The organism is Streptomyces sp. NPDC050610 (genome assembly GCF_040654875.1).
In the GTDB taxonomy this organism is placed as follows: domain Bacteria; phylum Actinomycetota; class Actinomycetes; order Streptomycetales; family Streptomycetaceae; genus Streptomyces.
In genome coordinates this window covers 306,916-320,664 of record NZ_JBFAIV010000004.1, presented here as the reverse complement: position 1 = coordinate 320,664, position 13,749 = coordinate 306,916, and the positions used below count along the sequence as shown (strand labels likewise).

Here is a 13,749-nt window from a genome sequence, read left to right as displayed (position 1 = left end):
CGGGCGGCGGCCCGCCGCCCGGGGCTACCAGCTGGGCGGGGAGGCCAGTGAGCGGGCCACCACGTCGTCCAGGAGGCGGGCGGTGGTCGCCACGTCCTGCTGGGTGTTGTCGATGATGGGCAGCCCGGAGCCGTACCAGCCGGCCATCCGGCCGTGGATGCGGGCGACCTCCTCGTCGCTGAGGCGGCGGTTGCCGGACCGGGCGGCGTTGCGCTCCAGGACGACCTCCAGGCCGGGCAGCAGGACGACGGGCAGCAGGCCGGGGCCGACGTGGCGCTTCCAGCCGCCGAGGCCGACGACGGGGCGGTCCGGAAAGACGGCGTCGTCCAGGACGCAGGAGATGCCGTTGGCGAGGAAGTTTCGGGCGGCGAAGCCGCAGGTGCGGCGCGCGAGCCGGTACTGGGCCTCGGAGTGCTCGTTCCATCCGGACTGGGGGTCGGCGAAGCCCGACCGCACCCATTCGCGGACGTCGTCGAGGCTGATGTGGGCCGTGGGGACGCGTCGGGTGTCCGCCCAGTGGCGCGCCACGGTGGTCTTGCCCGCCCCGGCGGGCCCGATCAGCAGCACCGCCACGGCAGCGTGCGCGGCGTCCGCCGCGGCCGTGCCGGGCACCGGCACCAACGCGCCGGTCGGGAGCCGGACCTGACCGCCCGGCTCGGTCGGCGGCTGGTGGGCCTCCCAGCCGGGCGCCGCGGGGGGCGCAGGCACTGCCGGCGGTATGGGCGCGGCGGGAGGCGCGGGAGGCGGTACGGGCGCGACCGGAGGCGTCGGCGGCGGTACGTGCCCACCGGGGCCCGCCGCGACCGGGCCGGGCGGCGGCGGGGCGGGGTGTACCGCGTCGCCGTGCCCGCCGGCGCCGGTTCCCTGCCCGGGGGCCGGGGGCTGCGGAGCTCCCACTGCGTACTGCATTCCGGTGGCACTCCGTCTCGTGCGGGCGTCTGGCGCCGTGTCAAGCGGCCGCGAGGCCGGGCCGGTACCGGAGAGTACCCGCCGCGGCCGTCGGAGTGTGAACGGCCCGGGAGCCCGCCGCGTGCCCGCGTACGCCGTCAGCCTGCGAGTTCGTCGGCGAGGGCGCGCAGCGCGAGGCGGTACGAGCCGATGCCGAAGCCCGCGACGGTGCCGCTGGCGACGGCCGCGATGACGGAGTTGTGCCGGAACTCCTCGCGGGCGTGCGGGTTGGAGATGTGCACCTCGATCAGGGGCGCGGTGCGCTGGGCAGCCGCGTCGCGCATTCCGTACGAATAGTGGGTGAAGGCCCCGGGGTTGATGACCACCGGAAGGCGGCCGTCCGCGGCCTCGTGGAGCCAGCGGATCAGCTCCCCCTCGTCGTTGGTCTCGCGGACGTCGACGTCGAAGCCGAGCTCCGCGCCCAGCGCGGTGCAGGTCTCGACGAGGCCGGCGTACGAGGTCGCGCCGTAGACGTCGGGCTCGCGGGAGCCGAGGCGGCCGAGGTTGGGGCCGTTGAGGACCAGCACCCGGCGCGGGTTCGTACCCTTCGCGCCCATCTCGCTCACGCCGCTCACGCTGCGATCTCTGAGTGTGCGGCCAGCAGCATCGCCGGATCGGGCCCTTCCAGCACGGTCGGCTTGGCCAGCCCGTCGAGCACGATGAAGCGCAGCAGGTCACCGCGCGACTTCTTGTCGACCTTCATGGTGTCCAGCAGCTTGGGCCACTGGTCGCCGCGGTAGGTCACCGGCAGTCCGACGGACTCCAGGACCGCGCGGTGCCGGTCGGCGGTGGCGTCGTCCAGCCGCCCGGCGATCCGGCCGAGTTCGGCGGCGAAGACCATGCCCACGGAGACGGCCGCGCCGTGCCGCCAGTTGTAGCGCTCGTTCTTCTCGATCGCGTGGGCCAGGGTGTGCCCGTAGTTGAGGATCTCGCGCAGCCCGGACTCCTTGAGGTCCGAGGAGACGACCTCGGCCTTGACCCGGATGGAGCGTTCGACGAGCTCGGCGGTGTGCGGGCCGCCGGGGGTGCGGGCCGCCGCCGGGTCCGCCTCGATGAGGTCGAGGATGGCCGGGTCGGCGATGAAGCCCGCCTTGATGATCTCGGCGAGGCCGCTGACGTAGTCGTGCACGGGCAGCGAGTCCAGCGCCGCCAGGTCGCACAGCACGCCGGCCGGCGGGTGGAAGGCGCCGACGAGGTTCTTGCCCTCGGCGGTGTTGATCCCGGTCTTGCCGCCGACCGCCGCGTCGACCATGCCCAGCACGGTGGTGGGCACCGCGATCCAGCGCACCCCGCGCAGCCAGGTCGCGGCGACGAACCCCGCGACGTCGGTGGTGGCGCCGCCGCCGACGCCGACGATGGCGTCGGTGCGGGTGAAGTTGGTCTGGCCGAGCGCCTTCCAGCAGTACGCCGCGACCTCGACGGTCTTGGCCTCCTCGGCGTTCGGCAGCTGGATCGCGATGGCCTCGTACCCCTGGGCGGCCAGGTCCTCGCGCAGCACCGCGCCGGTCTCGGCGAGCGCCTCGGGGTGCAGGATCGCGACGCGCTTGGCCGCGGGGCCGATCAGCGAGGGCAGTTCGCCCAGCAGCTGCCGGCCGACCAGGACCTCGTACGGCGCGCTGCCCGCGCTGCCGGCGACCTGGATACGGGTGGGTGCCTCGGTCATACGTTCCTCACTGCGTGCTGCCTCGTGCCCGCGGCCGTGTGCGGTCGCGGGTCAGTCCTTGGGAGCAATTCGGAGCTCCAGGGCGTCGAGGACCGCCTCGGCGACGTCCTCGGGGGTGCGGCCGTCGGTGGTGACGACCGCGCGGGCGACCTCGGTGTAGAGCGGGCGGCGCGCCTCCATCAGCTCGCGCCAGCGCTGCCGCGGGTTGACGGCGAGCAGCGGGCGCGGCGCGTCCAGGCCGACCCGGCGCACGGCGTCGGCGAGGGAGACGTCGAGGAAGACGACCGGCAGCCCGGCGAGCAGGGCGCGGGTCCCCTCGTCCATGATCGCGCCGCCGCCGAGGGAGAGCACCCCGGCGTGGCCGGCGACGGCGGCGCGTACGGCCTGCCGCTCCAGCTCGCGGAAGTGCGGCTCGCCCTCGTCGATGAAGATCTCGGAGATCGGCTTGCCGGCGGTCCGCTCGATGTCGGCGTCGGTGTCCCGGTATTCGGTGCCGAGCCGTTCGGCGAGCAGCGCGCCCGCGGTGGACTTGCCCGCTCCCGGCGGGCCCACGATGACGACGGCGGGCGGCGTCACTTGATGGCCAGTCCGTCGAGGAAGCCCCGCACGTTGCGACGGGTCTCCGGCACGCTGTCGCCGCCGAACTTCTCCGTCACCGCGTCCGCCAGCACCAGCGCGACCATCGCCTCGGCGACGATGCCGGCGGCCGGCACCGCGCACACGTCGGAGCGCTGGTGGTGGGCCTGGGTGGCCTCGCCGGTGGCGACGTCCACGGTGGCCAGGGCGCGCGGCACGGTCGCGATGGGCTTCATCGCGGCCCGTACGCGCAGCAGCTCGCCGGTGCTCAGGCCGCCCTCGGTGCCGCCGGAGCGGCCGGAGGTGCGGCGGATGCCCTCGTCGGTGGAGACGATCTCGTCGTGCGCCTTGGAGCCGGGCACCCGCGCCAGGTCGAAACCGTCGCCGACCTCGACGCCCTTGATGGCCTGAATGCCCATCAGGGCGCCGGCGAGGCGCGCGTCGAGGCGGCGGTCCCAGTGCACATGGCTGCCGAGTCCTACCGGCACGCCGTAGGCGAGCACCTCGACGACGCCGCCGAGGGTGTCGCCGTCCTTGTGGGCCTGGTCGATCTCGGCGACCATCGCCTCGCTCGCGGCCTCGTCCAGGCAGCGCACCGGGTCGGCGTCGAGCCGCTCGACGTCGGAGGGCTCGGGGAGGACGCCGTACGGGGCCTTGGCCGCGGCCAGCTCCACGACGTGCGAGACGATCTCGATGCCGGCCGTCTCCTTGAGGAAGGAGCGGGCCACCGCGCCGAGCGCGACGCGGGCCGCGGTCTCGCGGGCGGAGGCGCGCTCCAGGATCGGGCGGGCCTCGTCGAAGCCGTACTTCTGCATGCCGGCGAGGTCCGCGTGGCCGGGGCGGGGCCGGGTCAGCGGCGCGTTGCGTGCCAGCGCGGCAAGCTCGTCGGGGTCCACCGGGTCGGCCGCCATGACCTGTTCCCACTTGGGCCACTCGGTGTTGCCGATCATGACCGCGACGGGCGAGCCGAGGCTCAGGCCGTGCCGGACGCCGCCGAGGAAGGTCACCTCGTCGCGCTCGAACTTCATGCGCGCGCCGCGGCCGTAGCCCAGCCGCCGCCGCGCCAGGGCGTCCGCCACCATGTCCGTGGTGATCGGCACGCCGGCCGGAAGGCCCTCCAGCGTCGCCACCAGTGCGGGGCCGTGCGACTCCCCCGCCGTCAGCCAGCGCAACCTGCTCAACGGTGCTCCTCTTGCTCGCGCCTTGGACCTGAGTCGGCGCGGCCCGGTGCGCGGCCCTGACCCGCCGCCCCCGATCCTCCCACGGTTCGCGGGGCGGTCCGGACGCCGGTCCGGGACGTGGACCGGCGTGAGGCGCTCAGGCCGTACGGGCGGCCAGTGCCGCCTCGCCCGCGGCGCGCATCGCGGCCAGCGGGCCCGGGGCCCGGCCGGTCATCTGCTCGGCCTGGAGCACGGCCTGGTGGATGAGGAGGTCCAGGCCGCCGATCACGGCGCCGCCGCGGTCCGCCCAGGCGGCGGCGAGCGGCGTCGGCCACGGCTCGTACAGCACGTCGAAGAGGGTGCCCGCGCCGTCCGGCACGGCGCCCGCGAGGGCGTCGGCGGTGCCGGCCGGGGTGGTCGCGATGACGAGCGGCGCGGTGAGGGCCGCCGCGGCGTCCGCCCAGTCGGCGGTGCGCACCGGCACCCCGAGCCGCTCCCCCCACTCCCGCATCTCGGCGGCGCGGGCAGCGCTGCGCACGTACACGGTGACCTCGCCCGCGCAGATCCGGGCGAGCGCGGCCAGCGCGGCGGAGGCGGTGGCTCCGGCGCCCAGGACGGCGGCGCTCCCGACCCGCTCGACGCCGCGTTCGCGCAGCGCGGCGATCATGCCGGGGATGTCGGTGTTGTCGCCGAGCAGCCGGCCGTCGGCGGTGCGGACGACGGTGTTGACGGCCTCGACGGCGGCCGCGGTGTCGCTGACCTCGTCCAGCAGCGGCAGGACGGCGCGCTTGAGCGGCATGGTCAGGGACAGCCCGGCCCATGCGGCGTCGAGGGATGCGACGAACGCGGGGAGATCCGCCTCGGTCACGTCGAAGCTGTCGTACGTCCAGCCGTCGAGTCCGAGTTCCGCGTACGCGGCGCGGTGCAGCGCCGGGGAGAGCGAGTGGGCGATCGGCGAGCCGAGGACGGCCGCCCGACGGCCCTGCCGTACGTTCCGGCCGCTCCGGCCGCTCCGGTCCGGGTTCTGTTCGTCCGTCATCATGCGCCGTTCTTGTGCTTCTGGTTCGCGTTGAACTCCTGCACGAGTTTGTCGTGTTCGGCCAGGGTCTTGGCGAACTTGGTGACCTTGCCGTCCGTGGCGACGAAGTAGTACCAGTCACCCGGCTCCGGGTCCATCGCCGCTTCCACGGCGTCGCTGCCCGGGTTGCTGATCGGGCCGGGCGGCAGCCCCTTGATGTAGTACGTGTTGTACGGGTGGTGGAAGGCCCGGAGCTGCGCGGGGCTCAGATTGATCTTGCTCTGGTCCGTCGCGTAGTTGTACGTCGAGTCGAATTCGAGCTTGCCGTTCGTCTCGCTGTTGGTGGGCTTGAGGCGGTTGTAGACGACCCGCGACATCTTGCGGAAGTCGTCGTGCGTCATGCCCTCGGCCTGCACCAGGCTGGCCACCGTGATGACCTGGAGCGGCGACTTGAGGCCCAGCTCCTTGGCCTTGGCCTCCAGGTCGTACTTCGCGTACCGGCTCTTGGCGCGTTTGACCATCTCCCGCAGCACGTCCGCGGGCTTGGTGCCCTTGCTGACGCTGTACTGCGAGGGGAAGAGGAAGCCCTCCAGCGGGTCCTTCAGATCCGGGTCGTCGCCGGCCCAGTCGGGCAGCCCGAGGTTCTTGGCCTCGCTCTTGGCGACGTCCTTGGTGGTGCCTTCCTTGAGCCCGAGCTTCTTGTCGATCGCGGCGTAGATCTGCACGCTGCGGCGGCCCTCGGGGATGGTGAGGGCGTTGCGGGTCTTGGGGTCCGTCATCATCGCGACGGCCGCCGCGCCCGACATCCCCTTGCGCAGGGTGTACGTGCCCGCCTGGAGGCTCTTGCCCTTGGGGTTCTTGCCGACGGCCGCCGTGAAGGCGCCGACGCTCTTGACGACGCCGTCGCGCTTGAGGATGTTGCCCATGTCGATTCCGCTGGCGTCCGCCGGAATCTCGACCGTGACCTCACCGCTGCCCTCGCCGGAGAAGTCGGGCGCGGAGCCGTAGCGGCTCTGCCAGAACTGGTACGCGAAGTAGCCGCCTCCGCCGACGCCGCCGACCAGCACCACGACGACGACCATGCAGGCCATGCCGGAGCGGCGCTTGGTCTTCTTGCCGCGGCGCTCCCCGGTGTCCTTGCCGGACTTCCCGTCCTCGTCGTCCCGGTCGTCGTCGCCGCGGCCGGAGAAGAAGGGGTGCTCCTCGGGGCCGTCCGGCTCCGCGTCCCACTCCTCGACCTGTTCGGGGACCTGCGGCTGGGCCTGGGTCCGCTCCAGCGGGTTCTCGGCACCGTCCGCCGGCTCCCGCCCGTCCGCCTGCTCGCGCTGGGCCGACTGGTCCACGGGAGCCTGCTGGGGCGGCTGGCCCATAGGAGCCTGCTGGGGCGCGTACTGCTGCTGGTCCTCGTGCGGGAGCGGGGGCTGCGGCGGCGGGTAGCCGCCCTGGGAGCCGTAGTAGTCCGGGTGCCCGCCGCCGTAGGGGTCGGCGGGCCGGCCGTACGGATCCTGGGGGTTCATCCCGTACTGGGCGGGCGCCCCCTGCAGGGGATCCCAGCCGTACTGCTGCTGCGGGTCCCCGAAGTGCTGGACCTCGTACGGCTGGTTCTGGTACTGCTGGTGCTGGTACTGCTGATCCTGCTGCTGCCCGTAGCCCTGTTGCTGCCCGTACTCCGGAAATTGCTGGCCCTGGTACGGCTGACCGGGGTATTGCTGCTGCTGATCGGGGTACTGCTGCTGTCCGTACTGCTGGGGGTGTTGCTGCGCGTACTGCTGGTACTGCGGCTGCTGTGACTGGTCCGCGTACTGCTGCGGATGGCCGCCGTAGGGGTCCTGCCGGCCGCCGTACGGGCCCTGGGCGCCCGTCGGCTGATGCCCGCTGTAGCCCTGGTCCCCGTAGAGGGGGTCCTCGGGATGCCACGGTTGGGGCTCAGGACCCCGGCCATACTCAGTCATCGATCCCCTAGAGCCGCGTGTCGGCTGCCGACCGGCGCTCCATGGAGCTGGCTGCCGGCCGCCTGGTTCCTTTACGGCCGGCGTTCGAACGGCTGCCGTTTCGCGCGGAACGTTACCGTACCTCCATCAGTCGTCCACTTCGACGGCCTCCCCGGGCGCCTCCCCCGAGGTCCGTTCGGTCTCCAGCGCGTTCTGCAGGATGATCACCGCCGCCGCCTGGTCGACGACGGAGCGGCCCTTCTTCGCGTTCACCCCGGAGGCGCGCAGCCCCTGCGCCGCCGTGACCGTGGTCATCCGCTCGTCCACCAGCCGGATCGGCACCGGGGCGACGCGCCCCGCCAGCTCCCGGGCGAACGCCCGCACCTTGGCCGCGGCCGGGCCCTCCCCGCCCTTCAGGGGGCGGGGCAGGCCGACGACGACCTCGATCGGCTCGTACTCGCCGACGATCGCCGCGAGCCGCCGGTACGCCGCCGGGAGGTCGCGCCCCGGCACGGTCTCGACGGGGGTGGCGAGGACCCCGTCGGGGTCGCACGAGGCGACCCCGATCCGGGCGTCCCCGACGTCGACGGCGATGCGTCTGCCGCGTCGCACGGCGCTAGGCCGCTTCGGCGACGAGACGCTCGACGGCGGCGATGGCCTCGTCGACCGCTTCGGGGTTCTGGCCGCCGCCCTGGGCGACGTCCGGCTTGCCGCCGCCGCCCCCGCCGAGCGTCTTGGCGGCCGTACGGACCAGGTCGCCGGCCTTGAGGCCGCGGTCGCGGGCGGCGTCGTTGGTGGCGATGACGGTCAGCGGCCGGCCGTTCGCGACGGTGAACAGGGCCACGACGGCCGCCCGGCCGCCCTGGATGCGGCCGCGCACGTCGAGGACGAGCTTGCGCAGGTCGTCCGCGGAGGTGCCATCGGGCACCCGGCCGGCGGCCAGCGCCACGCCGCGTACGTCCTTGGCGCCCTCGGCCAGCCCGGCGGCGGCCTGGAGCACCTTCTCGGCGCGGTACCGCTCGATCTCCTTCTCCGCGTCCTTGAGCTTGGCGAGCATGCCGGAGATCTTCTCCGGCAGCTCCTCCGGCCGCCCCTTGACCAGGTCGGTCAGCTGGGCGACGACGGTGTGCTCCTTGGCCAGGAAGTTGTACGCGTCCGCGCCGACCAGCGCCTCGACGCGGCGCACCCCGGAGCCGATGGAGGACTCGCCGAGCAGCTTCACCAGCCCGAGCTGGGCGGTGTTGTGCACGTGGGTGCCGCCGCACAGCTCCTTGGAGAAGTCGCCGATGGTCACCACCCGCACCCGCTCGCCGTACTTCTCGCCGAACTCGGCGATGGCGCCCTGCTTCTTGGCGTCGTCGATGCTCATGACCTCGGCCTGGACGTCGAGTTCGCGCGAGAGCACATCGTTGATCCGCTGCTCGACGTCGGTGAGGACGGTGCCGGGCACGGCGTTGGGCGAGCCGAAGTCGAAGCGGAAGCGGCCGGGCGAGTTCTCCGAACCGGCCTGGGCGGCGGTCGGGCCGAGCGCGTCGCGCAGCGCCTGGTGGGTCAGGTGGGTGGCGCTGTGGGCGCGCGCGATGGCGCGGCGGCGCTTCACGTCGATGGCGGCGTGCGCGGCGGTGCCGACCACGACCTCGCCGACCTGGACGACGCCCTTGTGGACGTGGACGCCGGGCACCGGCTTCTGGACGTCGCGGACCTCGATCACGGCGCCGGTCTCCAGCCGGATGCGGCCGGTGTCGGCGAGCTGGCCGCCGCCCTCCGCGTAGAACGGGGAGCGGTCGAGGATGACCTCGACCTCGTCGCCCTCGGCGGCGGCGGGCGAGGGCACGCCGTCGACGAGCAGGCCGACGACGGTCGACTCGTTCTCGGTGGCGGTGTAGCCGGTGAAGTCGGTGGCGCCGGAGTTGTCGGCGATCTCGCGGTACGCGGAGAGGTCGGCGTGGCCGGTCTTCTTGGCCTTGGCGTCGGCCTTGGCCCGCTCCCGCTGCTCCTTCATCAGGCGGCGGAAACCGTCCTCGTCCACGGACAGACCCTGTTCGGCGGCCATCTCCAGGGTGAGGTCGATCGGGAAGCCCCAGGTGTCGTGGAGCAGGAACGCCTTCTCGCCGGCCAGCACCCGGCCGCCGGCGGCCCTGGTCTCGGTGACGGCGGTGTCGAGGATGTTGGTGCCGCCCTTGAGGGCCTTGAGGAAGGCGGCCTCCTCGGCGAGGGCGACGGTCTCGATGCGCTTGCGGTCCGTCAGCAGCTCGGGGTACTGCTGCCCCATCGTCTTGAGGACGGTGTCCACCAGCTCGGCGGCGACCGGCTCGGTGGCGCCGAGCAGGCGCATGTTGCGGATGGCGCGGCGCATGATGCGGCGCAGCACGTAGCCGCGGCCCTCGTTGCCGGGGGTGACGCCGTCGCCGATGAGCATGACGGACGTACGGAGGTGGTCGGCGACCACGCGCAGCGAGACGTCCGAGGCCGGGTCGGCGCCGTAGGCCACGCCGGTCAGCTCGGTGGCCTTGTCCATGACGACGCGCAGGGTGTCGGTCTCGTACATGTTCCGGACGCCCTGGAGGATCATCGCGAGGCGTTCGAGGCCGAGGCCGGTGTCGATGTTCTGGCTGGGCAGGTCCCCGAGGATCGGGAAGTCCTCCTTGCCGTCGCCCGCGCCGCGCTCGTACTGCATGAAGACCAGGTTCCAGATCTCCACGTAGCGCTCGTCGTTGACGGCCGGGCCGCCCTCGGGGCCGAACTCGGGGCCGCGGTCGTAGTTGATCTCGGAGCAGGGGCCGCAGGGTCCGGGGACGCCCATGGACCAGTAGTTCTCCGTCTTGCCGAGGCGCTGGATGCGCTCGGCGGGGACGCCGACGACGTCCCGCCAGATCCGCTCGGCCTCGTCGTCGTCGAGGTAGACGGTGATCCAGAGCTTCTCGGGGTCCAGGCCGTAGCCGCCGTCCGCCACGGAGCTGGTGAGCAGCTCCCAGGCGAACGTGATGGCGCCTTCCTTGAAGTAGTCGCCGAAGGAGAAGTTGCCGCACATCTGGAAGAAGGTGCCGTGCCGGGTGGTCTTGCCGACCTCTTCGATGTCCGGGGTGCGGACGCACTTCTGCACGCTGGTGGCGCGCTGCCAGGGGGCCTTGACCTCGCCGAGGAAGTACGGCTTGAAGGGGACCATGCCCGCGGGGACCAGGAGCAGCGTCGGGTCGTCCGCGATCAGCGACGCCGACGGCACGACATGGTGCCCACGCTCCTCGAAGAAGCGCAGCCAGCGGCGGCGGATTTCAGCCGACTCCATCAGTGGTCCTCATTCCGGTTGTACGGGTGCTTCGTCTGCTGCGGGTCCAGGGCGGCGAATCCGTGCCGTGCGGGGAGCGCTTCCCGCACGGGGCCGCCCGCCGGCGTGGTGAGGCCGAGCGCGTCCTTCAGGGCCGCCTCCCGGTCCGCCATGCCGTCGCGCACGTCGAGGGCGAAGAGCTTGGCCTTCCGGCCTGCGATGACGGCGCGGTCGGCCGCCTGCATGGCCAGGCTCTCCGGGGTGAGCTGGTTCAGCTTGCGGTTGACCTTGGTGGTGGCCCAGACGCCGGCTGCGACACCGGTCGTGAACCAGAAGGTGCGGCGGAACATTCCTCGGGTCAGCCTTTCCCACGGTTGCGGCGGCTGCCGCGCCGGGCGGACGGCAGGCTCTTTCCGATGACGACGGTGCGCTCGGGCGCGGGCGCCGGGGCCGGCTTGCGGCCGATGGCGCGGCGGACGCCGTAGCCGAACGCGGCGACCTTGACCAGGGGTCCGCCGAAGGCGGAGGAGACGGTCGAGGAGAGCGCGGAGGCGTTCGCGGTGACTTCCTGGACGTCCGCCGCGATCGAGTCGACGCGGGCGAGCTGGCTGTTGGCGGACCGTACGGTCGCGGACGCCTCGGACAGCAGCGGCACGGCCTGTTCGGAAACGTCCGAGACGAGCTTGGTGGTCGCCTTCAGGGTCTGCGCGAGCCTCACCAGCACCAGGGCGATGAAGGACACGAGGATCGCCCAGAAGACGGCCACGAGGATCCCGGCCACCTCTCCACCGGACACGTTGCACCGCTCCCTGCTGGTCGTAAACGTCGGGTACCGACCTTATCGCGCCGGGGCGAAGGGCCCGTACCGGATTGCCGTCCGGCGTCAACGGCCGCCGCGGCACGGGTGTTTACGGTCCGCTTACTTATGAGTACGCTACGTGTCTCATGCGACGCTCTCCGCGCCCCGGTCTCTTCTCCGGCTCCAGCTCTGTACACCTCGGCAGGCCGGGCAATCTGCCCGCGGAGCTCAACCGCTTCATCGGGCGGGAGGGCGAGCTGGCCGCGCTGGCGCGAGAGTTGGACGACGCGCGGCTGGTGACGGTGGTCGGCGTCGGCGGCGTCGGCAAGACGCGCTTCGCGACGCACGCCGCGGCGCGAGTGCAGGATCGCTTCTGCGACGGTGTGTGGCTGGTCGAGCTGGCCACCGTCCACGACCCGGCGCTGGTGGACCACACGGTCGCGGAGGCGCTGGGGATCGCCGACGCCACGGACCGCGCGCCGCGCGCCGCGCTCGCCGCCCATCTCGCCGGCCGGCAGCTGCTGCTGGTGCTCGACGGCTGCGAGCAGTTCGTCGAGGAGTGCGCGGCGCTCGCCCGCGAGCTGCTGCGGCGCTCGCCCGGGCTGCGGGTGCTGGCGGTGGGCCGGCGGCCGCTGGGCGTCGCGGGCGAACGGCGCTTCCCGCTGGGGCCGATGCCGGAGCCGGCCGCGATCACGCTGTTCGAGGACCGGGCGGCGGCCGTCGTCCCGGGATTCGCGACCCGGCCGGGGACCGCGGACCGCGCCACCGTCGCCGAGCTGTGCCGGCGGCTCGACGGGATTCCGCTGGCGCTGGAGCTGGCGGCCGGCCGGCTCGGCGCGCTCTCCGTGGGGCAGGTGCTGCACCGCCTGGACGACCGCTTCGAGCTGCTGACCGGCGGGGCGCGCGGCGAGCTGCCGCGCCATCAGGCGCTGCGGACGGCCATCGGCTGGAGCCATGAGCTGTGCACACCCGGCGAGCGGCTGCTGTGGGCGCGGCTCACCGTCTTCGCGGCCCACTTCGACCTGGAGGCGGCCGAATACATCTGCTCGGGGCCGGATCTGCCGGAGCGCGAGGTGCTCGACGTGCTCACCGGGCTGGTGGCGCAGTCCGTGCTCAGCCGGGAGGAGCACCCGACGGGGGTCCGCTACCGGCTGCTGGACACCGTGCGGATGTACGGGGCGGGGTGGCTGGATTCGCTCGGTGACACCGAGCGGATGCGCCGTCGGCACCGCGACTGGTACATGGGGCTGGCGACGTGGTGCGAGCTGGAGTGGTTCAGCCCCCGGCAGGCGGAGGTCGCCGCGCGCATCGACGTGGAGCTGCCGAACCTGCGGGCGGCCCTGGAGTGCGGCCTGACGCAGGAGGACGCCCATCTCGGCCAGTATCTGGCGGGCACGCTGTGGTTCTTCTGGGTCGGCTGCGGGCGGCTCACGGAGGGGCGGCTCTGGCTGGACCGCGCGCTGGAGCTGGACACCGGCCATGACGAGGCGCGGCTGAAGGCGCTGTGGGTGGCGGGCTATGTGTCGCTGCTCCAGGGGGACACGGTCGCCGCGCTCGGGGCGCTCCAGGAGTGCGGCGACGAGGCGGAGCGTACGGGCAGCGAGTCCGCCGGGGCGTACGCGCTGCACCGCATGGGGTGTCTCGCGCTGGTCTCCGACGACATGGCGCGCGCCGAGGAGCTGCTGCGGGCGGCGCTCGCGCGGTATCGGGAGATCGGCGAGCTGAACAGCAATGTGCTGATGAGCCAGGTGGAGCTGGCGATGGCGGTCGCCTTCCAGGGCGATGTCGCGGGCGCGGTCGACCTGTGCCAGGAGGTCCGGGAGATCTGCGAGGACCACGGCGAGCGGTGGACCCTGGCGTACGCGCTGTACGTGCTCGGGTTCGCCGCCTGGACCCGCGGCGAGCCGGCCCGGGCCCGGGCGTTCCTGGAGGAGTGCCTGGTCATCGACCACGCCTTCAACGACCTGGTGGGCACGGTGCTCGCCGTCGAGCTGCTGGCGCTGCTCACCGCGGAGGGCGGCGATCCGGCGGAGGCGGCGGTGCTGCAGGGGGCGGCGGGGCGGATCTGGCGGTCGGTGGGGCTGCCGCTGTTCGGTTCGCGGTTCTTCAACGCGCCGCACGCGCTGTGCGAGGAGGCGGTGCGGGGGCGGATCGGCGCGGAGCGGTACGCGCGGCTGGTGCGCGAGGGGGCGGCGATGGAGCCGGACGCGGCGGTGGCGCGGGCGCTGCGCGGTTGCCGGGCGAGGCCGGCGGCGCCCGGCGTACGCGGCGCGGTGGAGCCGGTGCCCGCGCCGACGCAGCAGCCCGCCGCCTCCCCCTCCGCGAGCGGCGGGGAGACGGCGGGCTGAGGAGCCGGGGTCGGAACCCCGGCTCCGGGAGCGCTGCGGAC

Annotated in this window: 12 protein-coding genes; 1 reads left to right on the top strand and 11 read right to left on the bottom strand. The window is 73.4% G+C overall.

The features are described from left to right. Positions 1 to 24: 24 nt before the first annotated feature. From AB0I22_RS07610 to AB0I22_RS07560, 11 genes are all read right to left on the bottom strand, one after another. Positions 25 to 909 carry an AAA family ATPase gene (locus AB0I22_RS07610; RefSeq protein ID WP_363129721.1) on the bottom strand — a complete coding sequence of 295 codons (885 nt, stop codon included), beginning with the start codon at positions 907 to 909 and terminating at the stop codon, positions 25 to 27. 137 nt (positions 910 to 1,046) lie between these two features. Further along, a complete protein-coding gene (gene aroQ, locus AB0I22_RS07605; RefSeq protein WP_363129792.1) occupies positions 1,047 to 1,505 on the bottom strand; it encodes a type II 3-dehydroquinate dehydratase in 459 nt (152 codons plus the stop codon). A gap of 14 nt (positions 1,506 to 1,519) precedes the next feature. Next, the gene (gene aroB, locus AB0I22_RS07600) at positions 1,520 to 2,611 is read right to left on the bottom strand and encodes a 3-dehydroquinate synthase (RefSeq protein WP_363129720.1); all 1,092 of its coding nucleotides are present in this window, start codon (positions 2,609 to 2,611) and stop codon (positions 1,520 to 1,522) included. Between the two features lie 51 nt (positions 2,612 to 2,662). After that, positions 2,663 to 3,187, bottom strand: coding sequence for a shikimate kinase (locus AB0I22_RS07595; RefSeq protein ID WP_363129719.1), 525 nt, complete (start codon positions 3,185 to 3,187; stop codon positions 2,663 to 2,665). Continuing rightward, positions 3,184 to 4,368, bottom strand: a complete 1,185-nt coding sequence (aroC, locus tag AB0I22_RS07590; RefSeq protein ID WP_363129718.1) for a chorismate synthase — start codon at positions 4,366 to 4,368, stop codon at positions 3,184 to 3,186. The genes AB0I22_RS07595 and aroC overlap by 4 nt, the downstream gene beginning before the upstream one ends. 136 nt (positions 4,369 to 4,504) lie before the next feature. Next, entirely contained in the window at positions 4,505 to 5,386 is an 882-nt protein-coding gene (locus AB0I22_RS07585; protein WP_363129717.1) for a shikimate dehydrogenase, read from the bottom strand. Next, on the bottom strand, positions 5,386 to 7,317 hold the full coding sequence (gene mltG / locus AB0I22_RS07580; RefSeq protein ID WP_363129716.1) for an endolytic transglycosylase MltG: 1,932 nt from the start codon (positions 7,315 to 7,317) through the stop codon (positions 5,386 to 5,388). Before mltG ends, AB0I22_RS07585 begins: the two co-directional genes overlap by 1 nt. A gap of 126 nt (positions 7,318 to 7,443) precedes the next feature. Next, entirely contained in the window at positions 7,444 to 7,908 is a 465-nt protein-coding gene (ruvX, locus tag AB0I22_RS07575; protein ID WP_363129715.1) for a Holliday junction resolvase RuvX, read from the bottom strand. 4 nt (positions 7,909 to 7,912) lie between these two features. Further along, entirely contained in the window at positions 7,913 to 10,582 is a 2,670-nt protein-coding gene (alaS, locus tag AB0I22_RS07570) for an alanine--tRNA ligase (RefSeq protein ID WP_363129713.1), read from the bottom strand. Then, positions 10,582 to 10,911 carry a DUF6167 family protein gene (locus tag AB0I22_RS07565; RefSeq protein WP_363129712.1) on the bottom strand — a complete coding sequence of 110 codons (330 nt, stop codon included), beginning with the start codon at positions 10,909 to 10,911 and terminating at the stop codon, positions 10,582 to 10,584. Before AB0I22_RS07565 ends, alaS begins: the two co-directional genes overlap by 1 nt. Positions 10,912 to 10,919: 8 nt before the next feature. Further along, a complete protein-coding gene (locus AB0I22_RS07560; protein ID WP_363129711.1) occupies positions 10,920 to 11,357 on the bottom strand; it encodes a DUF948 domain-containing protein in 438 nt (145 codons plus the stop codon). Positions 11,358 to 11,506: 149 nt separating this feature from the next. On the opposite strand from AB0I22_RS07560, the gene AB0I22_RS07555 reads away from it, so the two are divergent. After that, positions 11,507 to 13,708, top strand: coding sequence for a regulator (locus tag AB0I22_RS07555; protein WP_363129710.1), 2,202 nt, complete (start codon positions 11,507 to 11,509; stop codon positions 13,706 to 13,708). The last annotated feature ends 41 nt before the right edge of the window (positions 13,709 to 13,749 follow it).

Coding starts and splice junctions, on each gene's coding strand:
- AB0I22_RS07565 (WP_363129712.1), bottom strand. CDS start 10,911: ATGTTCCGCCGCACCTTCTGGTTCACGACCGGTGTCGCAGCCGGCGTC.
- AB0I22_RS07585 (WP_363129717.1), bottom strand. CDS start 5,386: ATGACGGACGAACAGAACCCGGACCGGAGCGGCCGGAGCGGCCGGAAC.
- aroB (WP_363129720.1), bottom strand. CDS start 2,611: ATGACCGAGGCACCCACCCGTATCCAGGTCGCCGGCAGCGCGGGCAGC.
- AB0I22_RS07610 (WP_363129721.1), bottom strand. CDS start 909: ATGCAGTACGCAGTGGGAGCTCCGCAGCCCCCGGCCCCCGGGCAGGGA.
- aroQ (WP_363129792.1), bottom strand. CDS start 1,505: ATGGGCGCGAAGGGTACGAACCCGCGCCGGGTGCTGGTCCTCAACGGC.
- alaS (WP_363129713.1), bottom strand. CDS start 10,582: ATGGAGTCGGCTGAAATCCGCCGCCGCTGGCTGCGCTTCTTCGAGGAG.
- AB0I22_RS07555 (WP_363129710.1), top strand. CDS start 11,507: ATGCGACGCTCTCCGCGCCCCGGTCTCTTCTCCGGCTCCAGCTCTGTA.
- mltG (WP_363129716.1), bottom strand. CDS start 7,317: ATGACTGAGTATGGCCGGGGTCCTGAGCCCCAACCGTGGCATCCCGAG.